Below are 21,355 nucleotides of genomic sequence, written 5' to 3' on the forward strand. Positions count from 1 at the left end.
CAGAACTCCCATTTTGAACCCAGTCATTTTTTTGCTTTGTCGAAGGCCTGGCCGATGTCGGCCCAGAGGTCTTCGACGCTTTCCAATCCGACATTGAAGCGGATGGTTCGGGGGCTGACGCCGAAGCGCGCCATCGAATTGAGACCCGGTGTCTGCTCGAGCGAGGCCTTTGCCGGCACGACGAGGCTTTCATGACCGCCCCAGCTGACGCCGATGCGGAAAAATTTCAGCGCATCGACGAAAGCGGGAATGTCGACATCCTCCGTCACCTCGAAGGAGAACAGCCCGGCATAGCCGGCAAGCGTCTTCTTGCCGGGATGGTTGGAATAGGCGGGATGATTGACCCGCTCGACCTTGTCATGCGCCTTCAAGCGCTCGGCGATGATGAGCCCGCTCTTCATGTGATGCGGCAGTCTCAGCGGCAGCGTGCGCAGGCCGCGCAACAGCAGCCAGCCCTCGAAGGGCGACAGCTTTGCGCCAAGCTGCGAGTAGGTCTGGTCGTTGATGTGCTTGATATGGGCGGCCGAGCCAGCCACCACGCCGGCGACGGTGTCGCTGTGACCGCCGAGATATTTCGAGGCGGAATGCAGCACCAGATCGACGCCGTGCAGGATCGGCTTCTGGAACACCGGCGTGGCCCAGGAATTGTCGATGGTGGTGACGATGCCCTGCTCTTTCGCCAGCCGCGTCAGATGCTCGAGATCCTGCAGCTCGAACATCATCGAGGTCGGGCTTTCCAGATAGAGCAGTTTCGCACCGGGAAGTGCCGCGGCCACCGCATCCGGATCGGAGCCGTCGACATAGTCGACCTTGATATGCAGGCGCGGGAACAACCGCTCGAACAGTCGGTAGGCGTCGCCATAGCAGTTGCGTACCGCAAGGATGCGTTCGCCTGCGCCGACGAAAGCCAGCAACGTCGCGCTGATCGCAGCCATGCCGCTCGAAAAACCACGTGCGGCTTCAGCACCTTCAAGCGCTGCGACGCGTGACTCGAATTCCATCACTGTCGGGTTGTCGCCGCGCGAATAGATCGGCTGCTTCCTGCGCCCGGCAAAGGTATCGGCCATGTCGGCATAGCTGGCGAAGGTGAACAGCGAGGTCTGGTAGATCGGCGGCACCACCGCATTGCCGGGGAACGGGTCGTCATGCGCCAGAAGCGTCGCCGCCTCGGCGAGATAGTCGCTGCCGGAAATGCCTGGGTCGAAGCTGTGCTCGTTCATGTGCGGACCGAAAGTTTGAGGTTGGCGGCGCCGCGCTTCAAATCGTCCTCGACCGTGGCGATCAGCTTCAGCGCTTCGGCCCGGGCGCCTTCCGGATCGTGCGCGGCGATGCAGTCGAACATGGTGCGGTGGTAGGGAAAGCTTGCGTGGCCGAAATCGCGCACGCCGAGCGGATGTTCCCAGAAGCGGTGGAACAGTTCGTGCATGGCGGCGATAATCTGCTCGAACAGCGGATTGCCGCAGGCGCGGTAGATCGCCTGATGGAATTCCCAGTCCTCTTCCGACGACATGCCGGCGCGGCTGAGAAACTCTTCCTCCATGATGTCGAGCTTGCGCTCGATCTCGGCGAGGTCGTCCTTGTCGGCACGAATGGCGCAAAGGGCGGCGGCTTCCGCTTCCAGCGCGCGGCGGATTTCCAGCGTGCGCATCAGGCCGGTGAAATCATTGCCGCCGGCAAGCGTCAGCGGCATGTGCAGCATGTCGAGCGAGACGGCGGCCTTGAGATAGGTGCCCGAGCCCTGCCGGCGCTCGACCAGGCCAAGCCCTTCCCAGCGCGTCAGCGCCTCGCGCACCGTGTTGCGGCTGACCTTCAGACGCTCAGCGAGGATGCGTTCGGTCGGCAGCCTCTCACCGGGTTCCAGCTTCTCGCGCATGACGAAGCCGGCCAACGCCTTCAGCACCGCGTCGTCGCGGGCCGTCGTCTGGATCGGCGGAAGGCTGAATTCGGTCACCGGGGCTATTACCGAAGTGGTTCAATGGTCCAACCAATTTCTGCACAGACGAAGGGACCTGTCAACAGTGGAAACGCAGCAAGGCCGAAGGGCCAGGGGATGCACCTTCGGCCTTGCTGCTTCAGCCGTGGATGCGCGCCGGCGCAGCGGCGGCGCGAGCCTCGCGCCAGCGAGCGAAGATTGCCTCGCGAACCCGCCTCGAACCAGAGAGGCGCTTTTTTGCCTGCGCCAGCACCGCAGGCGACGCCTCGGCGGGCGTGCCGGACCGAAAGGGAGGAGCCGGGGCGTATTCGAGCGAGAGCTGCACGATCTCGGCCTCCTCCTGTCCAAGCAGCCTCGCAACCAGCGCCAGGCCGAAATCGATCCCGGAAGTGACACCGCCGGCGGTGATGAGCTTGCCGTCTTCGACGATACGCTCGTCGACCGGGATCGCTCCGAACTCCTCGAGGAAATCATGCGCATACCAGTGCGTGGTCGCGCGCTTGCCCCTCAGCAGTCCGGCCGCCCCAAGCACCAGGGCACCGCTGCAAACGGAGGTGATGTAGCGCACCTGCCCCGCGCGCTCCCACACGAAATCGAGGACTGTCTGGTCCTCCAGCAGCGCGTTGACCCCGCCCCCGCCAGGAATGCACAGCACGTCGAGGGGCCGGCAATCGTCAAAGGTCGCCGTCGGGGTGAGGGAGAGGTGCGTCGACGACATCACCGGGTTGCGATCCTTCCAGATCAGTTCCACCTCGGCATCCTTGGCGGATGCCAGGACTTCGTATGGGCCGGTGAGGTCGAGTTGTTGGACGTCGGGGAATACGAGGATGCCGAAACGAAGGGGCATGGAAATCTCCGTGGGTTGACTTCGGGCAATCTACGGCATCATGGTTTGGCACGATTGCCATTCACCCCTCGTTTCAGGCCAAAACCCGATGCGCCGTATCGAAGTGCTTGCCTATCCCGACATCCAGCTCCTCGACGTCAGCGGACCGCTCCAGGTCTTTGCCAGCGCCAACGACTTCAAGCGGCAGGCGGGCGAGCCGGCCCCCTACGAGGTCGTGGTCGTCGCCGCCTCGCCCCGGATAAGGACCTCGGCCGGTCTGGTGCTGGAGGCCACGGCGCTGCCAACCCACAGAGGTGAGATCGACACGCTGCTTGTCCCCGGCGGATGGGGCGTCAACGCGGCCTGCGACGATGCCCAGCTGGTCGAATGGATTGCCAGCCGCTCGCGCGATGCCACGCGAACCGCTTCCGTCTGCAGCGGCGCCATGCTGCTGGCGACGGCTGGCCTGCTCGACGGCCGCCGCGCGGTGACCCATTGGGGACGCTGCGCGGAGTTCGCCCGGCGCTTTCCCGCGGTCCGCCTCGAACCCGATCCGATCTTCATCCGCGACGGCAATGTCTGGACATCCGCCGGCGTAACGGCGGGGATCGATCTCGCCCTCTCCCTTGTCGAGGCCGACCTTGGCCGGCACACGGCGCTTGCCGTGGCGCGCGAATTGGTGGTCTTCCTGAAACGTCCCGGCGGCCAGGCGCAGTTCAGCCAAACCCTCAAGCTGCAGCAAGGCGACGGGCGCTTCGACCGGCTGCATGGCTGGATCCTCGAAAATCTGGCCGGCGACCTGTCGCTCACGCAGTTGGCCGACCACGCCAATATGAGCCCGCGCAGCTTCTCGCGGCGCTATCGCGAGGCCACGGGCCGGACACCCGCCCGCGCGATCGAGGAGATCCGGATCGAGGCGGCGCGACGGATGCTGGAGCGGGGCCAGCCCGTCAACCAGACGGCCCGCCGCTGCGGTTTCGGCTCGGAAGAAACCATGCGGCGCGGTTTTTTGCGCGTGCTGGGCACCAATCCGCGCGCCTATCGCGAGCGTTTCTGATCGCGACGGCTCGCGCCATTAAGCCGGCGGTCGACGCCGTAGAAATAGAGCCTCTCTAGCATTCAGGCGGGATGCTGTAGCTGGCTGAGCCCGCCATCGACAACGAGGGTCGCGGCGTTCATGAACGGGCATTCCTCAGAAATCATGAACACAGCGGCCAGCGCGATCTCGCGCGCCGAGGCAATGCGGCCGCCTGGATGCAGCGCCAGCGTCCTGGCGCGCGCGGCCGCCGGGTCGGCAAAGCTGTTCCAATAGTCGGTCGCCTTCTGCGTCTCGACATAGCCGGGCGCCAGGGCGTTCACGCGCACGCCCTGCCCGGCATATTCCAGCGCCAGCGATTTGGTCAGCCCAAGCAGCGCGTGCTTGGCCACGGGATAGGGGAAGGTATGAGGGATGATGGTGAAGCTGTGCGTCGAGGCGATGTTGAGGATCGCGCCACCGCCATTTGCGATCATTGCCGGCAGCACCGCCTTGGCGCAGTTCCAGGCGCCCTTGACGTTGACGTCGAAATTGCGGTTCCACTCCTCCTCGGTCGCCTCGAGCGGCGTCGAGAACACATTCATGCCGGCATTGTTGATCAGCGCGTTGATCGGCCCGATCGCGTCGGTCGCTTGACCGACGGCTGCGGCAATCGCGGCACCGTCGCTGATGTCGGCTGAGACATGCCCGACATGGCCCTGCGGCGCTGCTAGGCCGGCGACCGCTTTGTCCAGCAGCGCGCCGTCGCGATCGACCAGGAACAGCCTTGCCCCTTCGGCGAGGCAAGCTTCAGCGATGGCAAGCCCAATGCCTTGCGCGGCGCCGGTGAGGAAGATGCGTTTGCCGGACAGGCGCTCAGCCATAGCTGTCACTCCACTGGAAGATGGTCAGCGCCGGCCCAGTGCCGACGAACGCAGATTGTCGAGCAAAACGGCAAGCAGCAGGATCACGCCGCGCACAATGTATTGGTAGAACGCCGGGATGTTGAGCAGGTTCATGGCGTTTTCGGCGATGCCCATGATCAGCACGCCGACGATGACGCCCGACATGGTGGCGCGGCCGCCGGCAAGCGAGACGCCGCCGAGCACGCAGGCCGAGATGACCGAGAGTTCAAGCCCGACCGCCGCATTGGGCTGGCCCGACGTGATGCGCGAGGCCAAAAGGATGCCGGCGATGCCACAGACCACGCCCTGCAGAGCAAAGATCCAGATGCGCGTCCAGTCGACATTGACGCCGGCCAGGCGCGAAGCCTCCGGGTTACCGCCGATGGCCAGCGTGTTCTTGCCGAACACGGTACGATTGAGGACAAAACCGAAGATGCAGAACAGCACGGCCAGGACCCAGACCGGCGTCGGAATGCCGAACAGCTTCGACAGCGCCAGTTGGTAGAAATCCGGGCTGTTGATGCCGACGGCGCGGCCGTCGGATGCGATCAGCGCAAGGCCGCGCACGATCTGCATGGTGGCAAGCGTCGTGATCAGTGCGTTGATGCGGAATTTGGCGATGACGACGCCATTGATGAAGCCGACGAAGGCGCCGCAGGCGATTGCCGCGAGAAGCCCGAGCAGGATCGAACCGGTATAGTTCGACGCCATTACCGCGACCATGCCGGCAAAGGCGACGATGGAGCCGACCGAGAGGTCGAAGTCACGCGCGGCAAGGCAGAACATCATCGTGCAGGCGACAATGCCGACGGTGACCACCGACTGCAGCAGGCCGAGCATGTTGCGGTCGGTGAGGAAGTTCGGCACCAGCAGCGACACCAGCACGAAGGCGACGATGAAGATGACGACGAGGCCCTGTTCGCCGAGCAGGATCTTCTTCAACTGATCGGTCATGGTAAAGATCCTCAGGATGCGATCGCGTCGGGGGTTTTCTGATCGGGAAGAGCAGCGGCCAGGATCGCTTTTTCGGCGAACTGGTCGCGGGCGAGTTCGGCACTGATGCGCCCGCCGCACATCACCAGGATGCGGTCGCAAATGCCCATCACTTCCGGCAGTTCGGACGAGACGACGACGATCGCCATGCCGTCTTCGGCAAGCTGGTAGAGCAGTTCGTAGATTTCCGCTTTGGCGCCGACGTCGATACCGCGTGTCGGCTCGTCGACGATAAGCACGCGCACGCCCTGCTCCGACAGCCAGCGGCCGAGAATGACCTTCTGCTGGTTGCCGCCGGAGAGGTTGATGATGTCCTGCTTGCGCGACGGCGTGCGCACCTTGAGCTTCTTGATGAAGGTCTCGGCGGTGGCGATCTCGCTGGCGCGGTTCAGGATTCCGAAGCGCGTGTGATGACGCCGCGACGAGATGTTGATGTTCTCCTCGATCGAGCGGCCCTGGATGATGCCGTCATGCTTGCGGTCTTCCGAGCACAAAACGATGCCGGCGCGGATCGCGTCATGCGGATCGGTGGCATGAACGACCTTGCCATCAACGGTAATGGTGCCGCCTGAGCGCGGGTCGGCGCCGAAGACCAGCCGCATCAGTTCGGAGCGGCCCGCGCCGATCAGACCGAAGAAGCCGACGATCTCGCCCGCCCTCGCCTCGAAGCTGGCGGGCGTCGTCAGTTTTACTCCGCAAACAGCGTCGACCTTCAGCCGGACATCGCCAGCCGGGCGTGGGCGAAACCCCCAGATGTCGGAGATTTCGCGGCCAACCATTTCGGCGACGACCTGATCGCGCGTGACGTCTTTCAGTGACGCATGGTGCGCCGCGAGCTTGCCGTCGCGCAGCACGGTCAGGCTGTCGCAGAGGCGGAACACTTCGTCCAGCCGGTGCGAGACATAGATGATGACCTTGCCCTCGCCGCGCAGGCGGTCGATCAGGGCAAACAGAATTTCGCTTTCGCGCGACGACAATGACGAGGTCGGCTCATCCAGAGCGATGACGCGCGCGTCGAGCATGATCGCCTTGGCGATCTCGACCATCTGCCGTTCGCCGATCGACAGCGTCTTGACCTTGCGGCTGATGTCCATGTCGATGCCGGCCGATTTCAGCTTGGCGCCAACATCGTCCAGCATTCTGGCGCGGGCGATGATGCCGGCGTTGGCGGGGAAGCGGCCGAGGCTGAGGTTTTCGGCAACAGTGAGCTCAGGAACCAGCTGCAGTTCCTGGTGGATGACGATGACGCCATTGTCGAAGGCATCTCGCGTCGTTGCATAGGCTTGCATCTTGCCGTCGATGAGGATCTCGCCGTCATCGGCATGCTGGTCGCCCGACAGGATCTTGATCAGCGTGGATTTGCCGGCGCCGTTCTCGCCCATCAAGCCGTGCACGGCGCCCTTGTCGACGCTGAACGAGACGCCGGACAGCGCCTTGACGCCCGGATAGGTCTTGGTGATTTCCGAGAAGTCGAGAAAGGACATGGGGCGCCTATCCTTTTGCCATGCCAAACAGGCGGCGACTGTGAGCCGCCGCCTGTTTGTACAGGGAGGATTATTCGATGCCGAGACCCTTGCGGACCGTCTGGTAGTCGTCGCGCTTGGCCAGCGCACCGGCGGTCAGGATGAGCTTCTCGGGTTCCTTGTTGTTGGCGACCCAGTCATACATGTTGAGCGCAGTCTCGTAGCCGTGACGCTTCGGCGAGATGATCACCGTGCCGACGAAGCCGGTGGCGGTCGGCTTCTTGAACTCGTTGATCGCCGAATCCGCGCCGCCAATGCCGACGCCGATCACGTTTTCGGCCGGGATGCCGACGCTTTCGGAAGCGCGCACGGCGCCGAGAACGGCTTCGTCGTTGAGGCCGAAGGAGACCCACTTCTTGATGTCGGCATGGGCGTTGAGCACCACCGTCGCCGCATTGAGCGCAGCCTCGGTATCGGTCTTGGCCTGCGGCGCGTCAAAGATGTTTTCGGCCTTGAAGCCGTTGGCCTTCAGCACCGAAATGGCGCCTTCGACCCGGTCGACGGCGGTCGGCAACTGATCATAGGAGACGCGGATGGCGCCAACCTCGTCGGCCTTCCAGCCGCGCGCCTTCATTTCGTCGACGATCGCCTGGCCGACGGCCTCGCCGATCTTGGTCGCCGAAATGCCCATATGCGGCACGTCTTCCAGCGCCTTCCCGTCTGCGCCGACCAGACGGTCATCAACCGTCATCAGCTTGAGATTGTTGGCGGCGGCCTTGGCGACGATGCCGGGGCCGAGCTTCACATCAGGCGTGCAGACGATGAAGCCTTGCGCGCCCTGCGCGCCGAGATTGTCGATCGCCGACATCAGCTTCTCACCGTCCTCGGCGCCGATCTTGACCAGGGTAAAACCCTTCTCCTTGGCGGCCTGGTCGGCGAACTTCCATTCGTCCTGGAACCACGGCTCCTCGGGCTGTTTGACGATAAAACCTATCTTGGTGTCCTGAGCATATGCAGCGATGGTCGTGACGGACAGCACGGCAAGGGCGCCCGCGACGAGCGCGGTCTTCAGAAGTCGCATGATTACCTCCCAGCGATGGCCGGGCGCTCAGCCCGGATGCAGAGTCTCTAATTCTTTTTATCATACTCGTCAATTGATCTGGTATGATAATTGAGCTACATGCTCTGACCAGGGATCGCTGGCGCAAATCATCCGCATCCGGTAAGGCCGGGGACGCGAGATCAGTGGTTTCGCCGCCTTGGAGGAGGGCTGAGGTGACCGAAACTTCGAAGAAGGCATCAGGCGACACCCGCCGCCCGCGCGTCATGCCCGATGTGACCAAGGCGCTTGCCTCAGACATCTTTTCCGGACGCTATCCCGCCGGCTCGTCTCTGCCGACCGAAAACGAACTCGGCGTCGAGTATGGCGTCAGCCGCACCGTCATCCGCGAGGCGCTGAAGGTGCTGGCCGCCAAGGGGCTGGTGCTGTCGCGGCCGCGCATCGGCACGGTTGTATGTGAACAGGACAACTGGAACATCATCGACCCGCAGGTGCTGGCCTGGCACGCGCCGCATGCGCTGGACGACAAATTGTTCGACGCCATCCTCGAAACGCGCCGCGCCATCGAACCTCTGGTAGCTGAACTGGCGGCGACTCGTGCGACGCTGCAGGAGATCGCCGATCTCGAAGCCGCCTGGCGCGGCATGGCCAATGCCGGCGAGGATCTCGCCGCCTTCTCGCGCTCGGACATCACCTTCCACCAGATCGTCTATGCTGCGAGCCACAACCCGATCTTCCGCCAGATCGGCAATCTGATCGACACCGGGCTGAAATTCTCGCTCGAAGCAACGGCGACCATTTCGCTCGCCCGGCGCATGGAAGCGGTGGCGGCGCACCGTGAGGTGGTCGAGGCGCTGCGCATGCGCGATGCCGCGGCGGCGCGTGCGGCGGCAGGCCGGATCCTCGACCTTGCGGCGCGCGACCTGGTCAGCGCCAAGAAACTCAAGAACAACTGAGACCAGCATGAAAATCATCTCGCTCACCACCTACATCGTCCCGCCGCGCTGGCTGTTCCTGAAGATCGAGACTGATGCCGGCGTTACCGGCTGGGGCGAGCCTGTGGTCGAAGGCCGTGCGCTGACGGTCGAGGCAGCGGTCAAGGAACTTGGCGATTATCTGATCGGCAAGGACCCGCGCCTGATCGAGGACCATTGGACGGTGATGCATCGCGGCGGCTTCTACCGCGGCGGGCCGATCCTGATGAGCGCCATTGCCGGCATCGACCAGGCGCTGTGGGACATCAAGGGCAAGGCGCTCGGCGTGCCTGTGCACGAACTGCTCGGCGGCAAGTTGCGCGACAGCATCAAGGTCTATTCCTGGATCGGCGGCGACCGGCCGGTGGAAGTGGCTGCTGGCGCCAGGGAGGTCGTTTCGCGCGGTTTCCAGGCGCTGAAGATGAATGGCACCGAGGAACTGCAGATCGTCGACAGCCATGACAGAATAGATGCGGCTGTCGAACGAGTCGCCATGGTGCGCGAGGCCGTTGGGTCCAACATTGGCATCGCCGTCGATTTCCACGGCCGCGTCCACCGGCCGATGGCGCGCATGCTGGTCAAGGAGTTGGAACCCTACCGGCTGATGTTCATCGAGGAGCCGGTGCTCAGCGAAAATCGCGAGGCGCTGAAGGAGATCGCAGCCCTGGGCTCGACGCCGATCGCGCTCGGCGAGCGGCTTTACAGCCGCTGGGATTTCAAGTCGGTGTTCGAACAAGGCGCCGTCGACATCATCCAGCCGGACCTGTCGCATGCCGGGGGCATCACCGAATGCCGCAAGATCGCGGCGATGGCCGAGGCCTATGACATTGCGGTGGCGCCCCACTGCCCGCTCGGGCCGATCGCGCTTGCCGCCTGCCTGCAGCTCGATGCCGTCAGCTACAACTGCTTCATCCAGGAACAGAGCCTCGGCATCCACTACAACGCCGCAAACGATTTGCTCGATTATGCCGCCAACAAGGACGTCTTTCGCTACGAGGATGGCTATGTCGCAATCCCCGATGGTCCCGGCCTCGGCGTCGAGATCGACGAGGACTACGTCAAGGAAAGGGCCAAGGAAGGCCACCGTTGGCGCAACCCGGTCTGGCGTCACAAGGACGGCTCCTTCGCCGAGTGGTAGCCCGGCCGACCTTGCGGCCAGGCCTTCAGGACCTCGAGCTCAATTTCGCGGTGGCGCCAGCGTAACGCAGGCCTCTGATGTGCCGCAGCGCCGAGCACCAGCGCATGGGAACCGTCGGCGCCGGCAAGCCGCAACTGGCTGACCGCCTGGGTTGCGGCAAGCGATCGAAAGCAGTCGCTATCCATGGAACATGGCGGATGTCCTGTTCTCATCGACCTTTTCTTGGCCCGCCAGCCGCGTCACCTGCCCGCGGCGTGCCGGCCTGCGTTCCTGCCGGAGAAGATGCAGCTGCCGAGAAATGTCCCTTCCAGCGCATTGTAGCCGTGATAGCCGCCGCCACCGCCGCCGGCCACCTCGCCTGCCGCATAGAGCCCGGCAATGGGTTCGCCATTGCCGTCGAGAACCTGCGAATTGAGATTGGTGTGCAGGCCGCCAAGCGTTTTGCGCGTCAGGATGTTGAGGCGCACCGCGATCAGCGGCCCGTGCCTGGGATCGAGTATCTTGTGCGGCTTGGTCACCCGGAAGATCTTGTCGCCAATGTAGTTGCGGGCGCCGCGGACGGCTGTGACCTGCGCGTCCTTGGTATAGGCATGGTCGACCTCGCGATCGCGCGCCACGATCTGCGCCTTGAGCCGGTCGTAGTCGAGCAGATTGTCGCCTGACAGCGCGTTCATGCCGGCGACCAAGTCGGCCAGGTTGTCGCGGACGACGAAGTCCTCGCCCTTTTCCAGGAACGCTGCCACCGATGGTGGCGCCTTGCCGCCGCGCCGGTTCTTCAGCACGGCCCGCCAATCCTTGGCCGTAAAGTCTAGGTTTTGCTCCGAACCCGACAGCACGAACTCCTTCGAAGCGATCGTCTTGCTCAGCACGAACCAGGAATAATCGTGTCCCGTCGACAGGATACGCTTCAAGGTGCCGAGCGAATCGAAGCTCGGGAAGAACGGCGCCTCCATGCGTTGTCCCAGAGCATCGAACCATAGCGGCGACGGCGCCGACAGGATGCGGATGCCGTGGTTCGGCCAGATCGGATTCCAGTTCTTGATCCCCTCGACATAGTGCCACATGCGGTCGGCGTTGATGACGGCCCCGCCGGCGTCCTGGGTGATCGCCACCATGCGGCCGTCGACATGGTGCGGCACGCCGGCAACCATACGCTTCGGCGCTGGCCCCAGCCGCCGGACCGGCCAAACCTTGCGAACCAACTCATGATTGCCGCCGATGCCGCCCGAGGTGACGATCACGACACCGGCCGAAAGGTCGAAATCGCCGACGGCCGTGCGGCTCGACTGCTTGCCGCGCTCGACATCGGATGCCTCCAGGATTTCGCCCGCGACGCCGGTGACCGCGCCGTTGGTCTTGATCAGCCGGCTGACCTGATGACGGAATTTCAAAGTGATCAGCCCTTTGGCGACGTGCTCGCGCACGCGCCTTTCGAACGGCGCGACCACGCCCGGCCCAGTGCCCCATGTCAGGTGGAAGCGCGGCACTGAATTGCCGTGGCCATTGGCCAGCGCGCCGCCGCGCTCGGCCCAGCCGACCACCGGCCACCAGCGCATGCCCATGGCGTAGAGCCACGGCCGCATCTCGCCGGCGGCGAAATCGACATAGGCTTCCGCCACTTTCCTTGGCCAATGGTCCTCGGGCCGGTCGAACTGGGCAGAACCCAGCCAATCCTGCCAGGCGAGGTCGCGGCTGTCCTTGATGCGCAGGCGGCGCTGCTCGGGCGTGTTGACCAAAAACAGGCCGCCGAGCGACCAGAATGCCTGGCCGCCGAGAAAACCGCCACCCTCTTGCTCGACGATGATCACGCGCTTTCCGGCATCGCCGAGTTCCGCGGCTGCGGCCAGGCCGGCCAGCCCGCCGCCGACGATGATTGCATCCGTGTCAGCCATTGTCGTAACTCCTGTCCCGGCTTGTTGTTTTTGACATCGGATGCTCGTTGCTAGCCGCGCAGCGCGTTCCAGATGATGCGCGGCAGCTTCAGGAAGCTCGGCCGGTAGTTGAACTCGGTGATCAGGCGGCCGACCATGTGTGCCCTTTTGTGGGTCAGGAACCAGGCCGGCTTCGGCATGATGCGGAACGGCGCTTCGAGCACGCTGCGCTCCGGTCTGTCGAACAAATAGGTGTTGTGGACGACGCCGATGCCGCTCTGCACATCGTCGAGCGTGTGGCCAGGGAAAGCACCCCAGGTCGGGCGCAGCAGCGCGAACAGAACGCCGCTCCAGGAATTGATGCCGATGCCGCCATAGCGCAGTTCGGCAATGATTTCCTCGAAGCGCTGCCGGCCGATCTCGGCGATCGTCCTGGGATGGATGAGGATGTTGGCGGCAAGCGTGCCGTGCAGCTTTTCATTGGCGTAGGCGACAGCGGCGCGCAGATAGGATTCCGCATTGCCCGCCGGCAGCCGCATGACGCTGAGCGCCGGCGCGAACACCTCGGCATTTTCGAGATAGGCGTCCGTGCCCGGCCGGAACGGCACCACAACGCAGGCGGGCCCGCCAGGCCGCTCGAATTTTTGTGCCGTGTCGGCGTGCGCCTCGAAGGCGGCGAGGCGCTCGGTCGCGCCGGGATAATAGGCCGGGCGCGACGGGGCTTTCTGCATCACCTTTTCGAGTGCTGCCAAAAGCGCATCGGATTTGCCCCAGCCTTCGGGCAACACGAGCATTTGGCAGGCGATGCAGTTGAAACCGGAATTGTTGAGCTTTTGGGTAGCGATCAGTTCGGCGTGGTAGGCGATATCGGCATCCGACCACGGACCGGGCACCACGATGGTGGGTGCCACGCCGCCAAGCTCCGAGGTGATACGCCGGCTGTTGCGCGGCGTGCCCGCCGCCTTGTTCTTGCGGCCCTCCTCGCCAGGCCCCCAGACGATCGCGTCATGCGAGGCGGCGGCACCGGTGATGTGGATGTCGTCGACGAGATCGTGGTTGCACAGATACGCGCCGACATCGGCGCCACCGCGCACGATGCGCAGCGCTCCGAATTCGATCAGCGGCCGCAGCGCCGGCCGCAGGAAATCGATCAGATAGTCGTTGACCGGGTTCATCTTGAGCAGAACCACCTGGTGCTCGACCAAAAGCTTGTGCAGGCAGTCGAGCGGCGCGATCGAGGCGACATTGCCGGCGCCGAGCACGAGGCCGATCTTGCCCTTGCGGCTGGTGCGCGGCGCGTCATAGGCCGATGCGGTGTTTGCGGCGAGGTTCGCCTTGGTCACGCCGGGCTGCATCCAGATCTCGGCCTTCAGCCCGGTGAACAACACCTTGTCCCAGAGCGAATTCGGAACCACCGTTACCGCCACCTGTCCGCTAGGCAAGGTGCGGACCGGCAGTCTGTCGAGAAACTTCTTGCCCTCCATCAGGCTGAGCGTGCGGATGAACTGGTTGCAGCCATCCATCAGCGCCGCCGGGCCAGCCAGCCATTCTTCGCCTTCCAGCGGCGAGCCGGTCGGGATGCCCTTCTTGCGCGTCGCGGTTTTGACCCACGCCTCGGCGACCTCGCGGATGTGATCCTTGACCTGCCGCAGCAAGGCGATCCGCTCGCCATTCGAGGTCTGCGCCCAGTCGTCCTTCCTGGCGTCGAGATCGGTGAGGGCGAGGTCGAGTTCGGCTGCCCATTCAGGCTGCACGGGCTGAGTTTTGACTGCCTTGGCGACCATCCTATCCTCCTCCACTTCGGTCTCTTTGTTTGACGCAACTCCGGACGGAACCGCTTCACACTTTTCCTGGAATTGCTCTACGAAAACGGCAGTGCGGCCCATTGCTCGACGAATTTCCCGCCGGAATAGACCTGGATCGAACCGAACTGCTGTAGCACGAATTCGCTCTGGGTCGGACGCAGGAAGGCGTAGTCGTCAGGCCCGACATTGACGTTGTCGGGCAGCGCCATGAATTGCTGATTGGTCGAAAAGCCGAACGTCTTGTCGGTCTTCATCCCCACGGGATGGACGGGCTTCGCCATCCATTTTCCGCCATAGAGAAAACAGCCGCGCCGCGGCAACAGCCCGAGCTTCTGCAGCAGCCAGGAGCGCTGGTCGAGGCCCGGCACCTGGACATCGACCACCTTCAGGATCGGCGTCGCGATGAATGCGGCAGGCCGCAATTGGCTGAGGCTCGGCACATCGAAATCGGTCGGCAGCATAAAAGCCGATCCGATGGACAATTCATTGGCGCCGACCCAGCTGTCATAGAGCAATGCGGTGCTGCTGCCGCCAAGATTGAGGATCTTGCGCTGGTCGGCGGCAAGGCAAGCGACATACTGGCGAAACAGGCTGATCGCCTTGACGCGCGCCTTGGCCGGTCCTCCCAGCAGTTTGGGGATATGGCCGATATGCGCCTCGTAGGCCATGACGCCTTCGCATTTCAGCCGCGGGTAATTCGCCAACGCGGAAACTGCCCGGGCCAGTGAGTCGGGATCGCTGATACCGCCGCGATGAAGGCCGACATCGACCTCGAAGCAGACGCGCAGCTCGCGGTCGAGCTCGGCGGCAAGCGAGCCATAGGCGGCCAGCCGCTCCTCGGTATCGATCAGCCAGACGATGCGCGACGTAGCTTCGCCGAGCCCGGCGAGAACGCCCTTCGTCAGCGCGTGCCTGGCGCCGGCAACCGGCATCGGCTTGCCCAACAGGAGATCGACTTGGGGAAACACTTTCAGCATCTCGGCGCTGATCGGCAGATGAAAGGTCATCAGCCTGTCGGTCGCAAACGCAGCGCGGATATGGTCGATCAGCGGCAGGCATGGCAGCGACTTGTCGACGAGGCGCAGATCGAGGCCCGTGGCGAACTTCGCCTTGATCGCAGCGATGTTGTGATCGAGCCGGTCGAGATCGAGCACCAGGCAAGGCTGAAAGATCCCGGCTGCCCTGAGCGCGCCCGACATTTCCGCGAAATAGGTGTCGGTCAAGCTCATGCCGCGACGCCGAGCAGCCTGGCAATATAGGGCGACACGAAGCGGTTGTCCGGGTCCATCTCGCGGCGGACCGCCATCGCATCGTTCCAGCGCGGATAGAGCGCGCTCAATTCCCTTGATGTCAGGCTGTGCATCTTGCCCCAATGCGGGCGGCCGCCGCGCTTCCTGAAGATCGGCTCGGCGGCGTTGAAGAACGCCATCGGATCGCGCTCGACGCCGTGATGGATGGCGATGGAACAGGTTGGGCGCTTGTAGAAGGGGCTGAGCCAGACATTGTCGGGCGCGACGACGCGCACCTCCATCGGAAAATAGACCTCTGGAAACCGCGTCTCGAGCAGCGCAATGATTTCGCTGAGTGCGGGCGCCCCTTCCTCGAACGGCAGGTGGTATTCCATCTCGTTGAACTTGACGTTGCGCTCGGAGGTGAAGACCTTCAGCCACTCCTCGACATAATCCTCGGCCGGCACCTTGGCGAAGGCCGAGCCGATGAGACGGCGGCGCAGCCAAGGGAGCCAGCTGAGATAGTCGCGCAGTTTTCTCAGCGTCGTCACCGCATCGTCGTCTTCCGTCGGCGGACGCACCGTCGCCGGCGCCTCGGTGATGTCGCTGGCAATCAGCAGCGCCTGGCCGGAAAACGGCACGTAGTAGAACTCGGCCGAACGATGCGCCGTCATGGTGCTTTCGAATTGCGCAAGCACATCGGCAATCGGCGCCGTCCAGCGGCGGTGCCGCATCCGGTAGCTCGCCACGTTGCGGATCGTCACTTCGGTGACGGCGCCGAAAGCGCCGAGCGAAGCGCCCATGGCTTCGATCATGTCGGGGCTCTTGGCACGGTCGAACTCTTTCAGCGCGCCACGCCCGTCGACGATCTGCATCGCCTCGAGCTGGGTATGGTAAGCGCCGAGCGTGATGCCCGAGCCGTGGGTGGCGGTGCCCAGCGCCCCGCCGAACGCCTGCTTGTCGATGTCGCCCATGTTCGGCAGCGCCTGGCCGACGCCGTGCAACAGCTTTGCCAGCGCGCCGATCTTGGTGCCGGCGCCGACCCGTGCTGTCAGCCTTTCGGGATCGTGCGACCTCAGGCCCTCGAAGCGATCAAGCGACAGGATCGTCCCGTCATTCTTGACCAGAGGCGTGAAGGAATGGCCCGTGCCAGCGAATCGAACTGGTCCCGGCGCGTTGCGAATGGCACCACTCAGCTCATCGAGACTCTGCGGTTCGGCAAAAGCCTGCGGCGTGGCCGTGACATAGCCCGACCAATTGCTCCACTGGCTGATAGCCTCTCCCAAAATTGCCTCCCTGGGACGCCGGCTTTGCCGGTCTTTCTCCTAGCGCTGAATAATATGATACATACTCAGCTTTTCGGATATGATACATTGTCAGCTTTCTGTCAACCTAGCAATCGGAGGTGTCTTGCGTCCGCGCCGGCCGCATTATCTACAGCGACGCACGCTGAGCCGGCGTCGGCATTGAACGCAGTTCGTTGCCCCTTCAAGCCAGCCCAAACGTTTCCACGGCCCGCATGATGCCGCGCAATTCGGCCAAGCCCTTCAGGCGGCCGATCAGCGAGTAGCCGGGATTGATCCTTGTCTTGCCGATATCGTCGGCGAGCAGGTGGCCATGGTCCGGCCGCATCGGGATTTGCCAGTCGGCGCGGCCCTCCTTGCGGCGGCGCGCCTCCTCCTGCATCAGCGCCAGGATGACATGCGCCATGTCGGTGCCGCCTTCGAGATGCTCGGCCTCGTAGAACGAGCCGTCATCCTCGATGGTGATGTTGCGCAGATGGGCGAAGTGGATGCGGTCGGCGAATTCCTTGACCATGGCGACGATGTCGTTGTCGGCGCGCGTGCCGTAGGACCCGGTGCAGAACGTCAGCCCATTGGCCTGGCTGTCGACGGCATTGAGAATGAAACGCGCATCCTCGGCGGTCGAAACGACGCGCGGCAGGCCGTAGAGCGAAAACGGCGGATCGTCGGGGTGGATACACATGCGCACCCCCTCCTCTTCCGCCACCGGAATGATCTCGCGCAGGAACCACGCGAGGTTGCCGCGCAACTCCTTCGGCCCGATCCCGTCATAGCCCGCAAGCGCCTCGCGAAAACTGTCGCGGTCATACTTGCGCTCTGTAGCCGGCAGGCCGGCGATCAGATTGCGCTCGATCTGGTCGATCTTCTCGGGCGGCAATTCCTTCAGCCGCGCTTCCGCTTGCGCAATACGCGCCGGCGTGTAGCTGTCAGCTCCGTTCTTGCGCTTCAGCACGAACAGATCGTAGGCGGCGAAATCAACGGCATCAAAACGCAGGGCGTAGCCTGTCGTCGGCAGACGGTAGGCTAGATCGGTGCGGGTCCAGTCCACCACCGGCATGAAATTGTAGCAGATCGTGGCGATGCCGGCCTTGGCCAGCGCGCGGATCGAATCGCGGTAATAGCCGGCATAGCGCTCGCGTTCCTGCGCGCCGATTTTGAAGGAATTGTGGACCGGAATGCTCTCGACGACCGACCAGGTCAGTCCTGCTTCCTGGATAATGCGCTTGCGCTCCAGCACTTCGGCCTCAGGCCACGCCCGGCCGTCATAGATATGGTGGAGCGCCGAGACCACGCCGGTGGCGCCCGCCTGCTTGACATGATCGAGCGTCACCGGATCATCGGGCCCATACCAGCGCCAGCATTGTTCCATTTTCGGCTTTCCTTCTGCGAGAGGTTGGCAACTTATTGTTGGACCCCGATGGGAGTCGATAGAAAATGGAGGAGTTTTTAGAAATGATGGATTTCGACGGCAAGGTCGCCCTGGTGACCGGGACGACCGGAATCGGCCTGGCAACCGCCAAGCGCCTTGCGGCCGGTGGCGCCGCAATCATCGCCTGCGGCATCGACCGCGCCGCCAACGCGTCATTGAAAGCGCAACTGGAAAGCACTGGAGCAGCAGCGCTGGTCATCGACACCGACGTCGCCGTTTCCGATCAGGTGCGCGACGCGGTCGCGGCTGGCGTCGCGAAGTTCGGCGGCCTGGATGTCATCGTCAATTCAGCCGCCGTCCATCCCTATGGCACGGCGACGACCACCGACTGGGAAACCTGGAACCGAACGATGACGGTCAATGTCGGCTCGATCTACCTGACCGCGCATTTCGGCATTCCGGAAATGATCAAGCGCGGAGGCGGCGCCATCGTCAACGTCGCCTCGGTGCAGGGCTTTGCCTGCCAGCAGAACGTCGCCGCCTATGCCACGACCAAGGGCGCCATCCACACGCTGACGCGCTCGCTGGCGCTCGACTACGCGGCATCAGGCATCCGCGTCAATTCGGTCAGCCCGGGCTCGATCCGCACGCCGATCCTGGAGAAGGCTGCGCGCGGTGACGGCGGCAGCGATGCCGATGTCGAAGAGGCCTACAAGCGCTTCGGCGCGGCTCATCCGCTCGGCCGTATCGGCGAACCGGAGGAAGTGGCGGAACTCATCGCCTTCCTGTGCTCGTCGAAGGCCGGTTTCTGCACCGGCGCGGACTACAGGATCGATGGCGGCCTGACGGCAGGTATTGGCGTGAAGTAGCGCTATGATGGCGTTCTGCGCGCTTGCAGGCAATCGGTGTCCGACCGCGCTACAGCTTCCACATCCGCTTGGCATTGCCCGACAGCAATTTCGTCCTCTCCTCAGGGCTGGCGCCCGCGATCAGCGCGTGTGTCGCCGCCACCCAGGTGGCAAGGCCACCGCCAAGCGTGCACACCGGCCAGTCGCTGCCCCACACGACGCGGTCCCAGCCGAAAATGCCGATCGTGTGCTCGACATAGGGGCGCAAGGTCTCGACGGTCCATGAGCCGGCATCGGCATAGGCGACGACACCGGAGATCTTGCCGATGACATTGGGACGCCGCGCGATCTCGGTCATATGCTCGCGCCACGGATGTTCCGCACTGGCCTTGATGTCGGGCACGCCGCAATGGTCGAGCACGAACTGCACATCCGGCGCCAGATCGGCGAGCGCAACCGCCCTTGGAATCTGATGCGGCAGGACGACGAGGTCGAAGGTCAGGCCGGTGCCGGCAAGCCGCTTGATGTTTTCGCGAAACAGCGCGCTGTCCGAAAGCTCGTCCGGCATGACATGCAGCACGCGGCGGAACCCCTTGACGAAAGGGTCGGCTTGCTGGCGCCCGAGATAGGCGGCGAAGCCGGCCTCCTCCGGGCGGCAGGAGGCGATCGCCCCGCGCAACAGACTGCCCTTCTCCAGCGACTGCGCCTTCACATGGCTGGTCTCGGCCTGGATGTCGGCTTGGTCGACATCGACCTCCATGTGCAATGCAGCCCCGATGCCAACGCGGCGGGCCTGGATCGCATATTCTGCATGCGGGAAATCACGGTTGAGCGCCGGCTCGCGGCTGAGCCAGGGATAGCGCAGCGCCGACAGGTCGATCAGGTGCAGATGGGTGTCGATGATCATGGCTGTCCTCCTCGGTGATTTCAGATCATCGCCAAATGCCTAAACCCAGCGCATGACACAAGCTTTGGCTCAGGCCCGCTTCGGGATCTCTTTGTCCTCGAGCAGCAGCGTCAGCCCCATGGCGACGAAATAGAGCGCCGCCACCCAGATGAACATCACGTTGAAGCCACTGGAGTAATGGTCGAGCACCACTTCGCGGATCGCGCCCGGCAGGCTCGATGCGAGGTGCGGCGTCAACCCGTTCAGGCCACCCGGCAGCAGGGCGGCGGCGTCTGCAGGAAGCTCGGCTGTCTGCCGGTTCAGCGCCCAGATCATCACCGCGCCGTTCAGCGCCAGTCCGAGCGATGCTCCGAGCGTTCGCGCCTGGGTGATCAGCGATGTCACCGCGCCGATATCCTGCAGCGGTGCTGCCGCCTGGATCGCCACGATCAGCACCTGGAACTGCAGACCCATGCTGATGCCGAATACTGCCATCATCGTCGCCAGCACCCAGATCGGCGTGTGCTGGTTGGTGAGGACGAAGCCCAGCATCAGAAACCCGCCGATAGCCATGGCGACCACCGGCATCCATTTGTAGCGTCCGGTTGCCGCGATCACCCGCCCGGCCACGATCGAGATGACCATCGATGTCAGGGACGCCGGCAGGAACAGGAAGCCTACCTCGGCCGGGCTCAGGCCCGTCAGCGTCTGCATGTAGAGGGCGAAATAGAAGAACATGCCCAGCGTCACCGTTCCGGCGACCAGCGACACGCCCGAGACGATGCTGACCGTCGAATTGCCGAACAGCCGCAGAGGTACGATCGGCTCTTCGGCCCGCCGCTCGACCATGACGAACAAGGTGATGGCGGCCACTGCCAGCAGCGGCAGCGCGAAGGTGATGAGGTCCGGTCCGTTGGGGTCGAGCACGTGATAGCCCCAATAAACGATCGCCGTCGTGCCTATGGCGAGCAGCGCGCCACCGAGATAGTCGATGCGGTGCCGCTTTTCGTTGAACCGGCTGCGCATGGCGAAGGCCAGCACAGCCAGCACGATGATGCCTATCGGCAGATTGACCAGGAACACCCAGCGCCAGCCGAACAGGCTGGTGATGTAGCCGCCGGCCAACGGGCCGAGCACCGACGACAGCGCGAACACCGCCGAACTGTAACCCTGGTATTTGGCGCGGTCGCGCGGCGAAAACAATTCGCCGATCATGGCGAAGGCGGAGACCATCAGGCCGCCGCCGCCGATGCCTTGCAGCACGCGCGCGGCGATCAAGCTCTCCATCGACCATGCCATGCCGCAGACCAGCGAGCCCAGCAGGAACAGGCCGATCGCCGTCAGCACGACATTCTTGCGGCCATACATGTCGCCAAGCTTGCCGTAGAATGGCGATACCGCGGCGGTCGAGAGCAGGTAGGCGGCACCGACCCAGCCGAACAGATGCAGATTGCCGAGTTCGCCGGCGATGGTTGGCAAGGCGGTGACGACGATCTGCATATCGATGGTGGCCATGAACATGGCGATCAGCGCGCCGAAATAGACGATCAAGGTCGTAAGGTCGGGCCTGACTTGGGCCTCCACGGGCGCTGTGTCCGGCAGCGTCTGCTCGACAGTCATCGGTGTCTCCGTAGCTTGGGGCGCGATTTATGTGCCCACAGCTGAGAGGTGTCAACCAGATATGTGCGCTCAGCATATAATTGACATCAGCATATATTCTTGCTAACGCGCTATGG

General features: G+C 63.8%; 18 protein-coding genes. 4 read left to right on the forward strand and 14 right to left on the reverse strand.

Going from position 1 to position 21,355, the window contains the following annotated elements:
- Positions 1-23: 23 nt before the first annotated feature.
- The 3 genes from NKJ77_RS05020 to NKJ77_RS05030 all read right to left on the reverse strand — a co-directional run bounded on the left by NKJ77_RS05020 (position 24) and on the right by NKJ77_RS05030 (position 2,780).
- Complete coding sequence (locus tag NKJ77_RS05020; RefSeq protein ID WP_023712132.1) at positions 24-1,220, reverse strand: PLP-dependent transferase; 1,197 nt, start codon at positions 1,218-1,220, stop codon at positions 24-26.
- Positions 1,217-1,951: a FadR/GntR family transcriptional regulator gene (locus NKJ77_RS05025; protein WP_023668124.1), complete on the reverse strand. Its 735-nt coding sequence runs from the start codon at positions 1,949-1,951 to the stop codon at positions 1,217-1,219. The genes NKJ77_RS05020 and NKJ77_RS05025 overlap by 4 nt, the downstream gene beginning before the upstream one ends.
- A gap of 121 nt (positions 1,952-2,072) precedes the next feature.
- Positions 2,073-2,780, reverse strand: a complete 708-nt coding sequence (locus NKJ77_RS05030) for a DJ-1/PfpI family protein (RefSeq protein WP_023668123.1) — start codon at positions 2,778-2,780, stop codon at positions 2,073-2,075.
- 88 nt (positions 2,781-2,868) lie between these two features.
- On the opposite strand from NKJ77_RS05030, the gene NKJ77_RS05035 reads away from it, so the two are divergent.
- Complete coding sequence (locus tag NKJ77_RS05035; protein ID WP_352534439.1) at positions 2,869-3,816, forward strand: GlxA family transcriptional regulator; 948 nt, start codon at positions 2,869-2,871, stop codon at positions 3,814-3,816.
- 62 nt (positions 3,817-3,878) lie between these two features.
- On the opposite strand, the gene NKJ77_RS05040 is transcribed toward NKJ77_RS05035, so the two are convergent.
- From NKJ77_RS05040 to NKJ77_RS05055, 4 genes are all read right to left on the reverse strand, one after another.
- Positions 3,879-4,658: an SDR family oxidoreductase gene (locus tag NKJ77_RS05040; RefSeq protein ID WP_023668121.1), complete on the reverse strand. Its 780-nt coding sequence runs from the start codon at positions 4,656-4,658 to the stop codon at positions 3,879-3,881.
- A 24-nt stretch (positions 4,659-4,682) separates the two neighbouring features.
- Positions 4,683-5,633: an L-arabinose ABC transporter permease AraH gene (gene araH, locus NKJ77_RS05045; protein ID WP_023687901.1), complete on the reverse strand. Its 951-nt coding sequence runs from the start codon at positions 5,631-5,633 to the stop codon at positions 4,683-4,685.
- Between the two features lie 11 nt (positions 5,634-5,644).
- The gene (araG, locus tag NKJ77_RS05050; protein WP_352534442.1) at positions 5,645-7,156 is read right to left on the reverse strand and encodes an L-arabinose ABC transporter ATP-binding protein AraG; all 1,512 of its coding nucleotides are present in this window, start codon (positions 7,154-7,156) and stop codon (positions 5,645-5,647) included.
- A 70-nt stretch (positions 7,157-7,226) separates the two neighbouring features.
- Positions 7,227-8,216, reverse strand: a complete 990-nt coding sequence (locus NKJ77_RS05055) for an arabinose ABC transporter substrate-binding protein (RefSeq protein ID WP_023668118.1) — start codon at positions 8,214-8,216, stop codon at positions 7,227-7,229.
- Positions 8,217-8,461: 245 nt separating this feature from the next.
- On the opposite strand from NKJ77_RS05055, the gene NKJ77_RS05060 reads away from it, so the two are divergent.
- Together NKJ77_RS05060 and dgoD are read left to right on the forward strand one after the other, a co-directional pair.
- Positions 8,462-9,151: a FadR/GntR family transcriptional regulator gene (locus tag NKJ77_RS05060; RefSeq protein WP_245259915.1), complete on the forward strand. Its 690-nt coding sequence runs from the start codon at positions 8,462-8,464 to the stop codon at positions 9,149-9,151.
- 7 nt (positions 9,152-9,158) lie between these two features.
- Positions 9,159-10,307 (forward strand): galactonate dehydratase, encoded by a 1,149-nt coding sequence (gene dgoD, locus NKJ77_RS05065; RefSeq protein WP_023804888.1) that lies wholly within the window; start codon positions 9,159-9,161, stop codon positions 10,305-10,307.
- A gap of 239 nt (positions 10,308-10,546) precedes the next feature.
- On the opposite strand, the gene NKJ77_RS05070 is transcribed toward dgoD, so the two are convergent.
- The 5 genes from NKJ77_RS05070 to uxuA form a co-directional block, all read right to left on the reverse strand.
- Entirely contained in the window at positions 10,547-12,199 is a 1,653-nt protein-coding gene (locus NKJ77_RS05070) for an FAD-binding dehydrogenase (protein ID WP_352534444.1), read from the reverse strand.
- 50 nt (positions 12,200-12,249) lie between these two features.
- A complete protein-coding gene (locus NKJ77_RS05075; protein ID WP_352534446.1) occupies positions 12,250-13,962 on the reverse strand; it encodes an aldehyde dehydrogenase family protein in 1,713 nt (570 codons plus the stop codon).
- Between the two features lie 77 nt (positions 13,963-14,039).
- Entirely contained in the window at positions 14,040-15,212 is a 1,173-nt protein-coding gene (locus tag NKJ77_RS05080; protein WP_023702123.1) for an alanine racemase, read from the reverse strand.
- Positions 15,209-16,498: a D-arabinono-1,4-lactone oxidase gene (locus NKJ77_RS05085; RefSeq protein ID WP_352534449.1), complete on the reverse strand. Its 1,290-nt coding sequence runs from the start codon at positions 16,496-16,498 to the stop codon at positions 15,209-15,211. The genes NKJ77_RS05080 and NKJ77_RS05085 overlap by 4 nt, the downstream gene beginning before the upstream one ends.
- Before the next feature lie 202 nt (positions 16,499-16,700).
- Entirely contained in the window at positions 16,701-17,885 is a 1,185-nt protein-coding gene (uxuA, locus tag NKJ77_RS05090) for a mannonate dehydratase (protein ID WP_023830835.1), read from the reverse strand.
- 83 nt (positions 17,886-17,968) lie between these two features.
- Between uxuA and NKJ77_RS05095 the strand changes: the two genes are divergently transcribed.
- Positions 17,969-18,754 (forward strand): SDR family NAD(P)-dependent oxidoreductase, encoded by a 786-nt coding sequence (locus NKJ77_RS05095; RefSeq protein WP_023830836.1) that lies wholly within the window; start codon positions 17,969-17,971, stop codon positions 18,752-18,754.
- Positions 18,755-18,803: 49 nt separating this feature from the next.
- Here NKJ77_RS05095 and NKJ77_RS05100 read toward each other — a convergent pair whose 3' ends face one another.
- Together NKJ77_RS05100 and NKJ77_RS05105 are read right to left on the reverse strand one after the other, a co-directional pair.
- Positions 18,804-19,640: an amidohydrolase family protein gene (locus NKJ77_RS05100; RefSeq protein ID WP_352534452.1), complete on the reverse strand. Its 837-nt coding sequence runs from the start codon at positions 19,638-19,640 to the stop codon at positions 18,804-18,806.
- Between the two features lie 69 nt (positions 19,641-19,709).
- Positions 19,710-21,239: an MDR family MFS transporter gene (locus NKJ77_RS05105; protein WP_050589851.1), complete on the reverse strand. Its 1,530-nt coding sequence runs from the start codon at positions 21,237-21,239 to the stop codon at positions 19,710-19,712.
- Between the last annotated feature and the right edge of the window lie 116 nt (positions 21,240-21,355).

Origin of the sequence: Mesorhizobium sp. M0052 (genome assembly GCF_040323255.1) — a bacterium.
GTDB lineage: Bacteria > Pseudomonadota > Alphaproteobacteria > Rhizobiales > Rhizobiaceae > Mesorhizobium.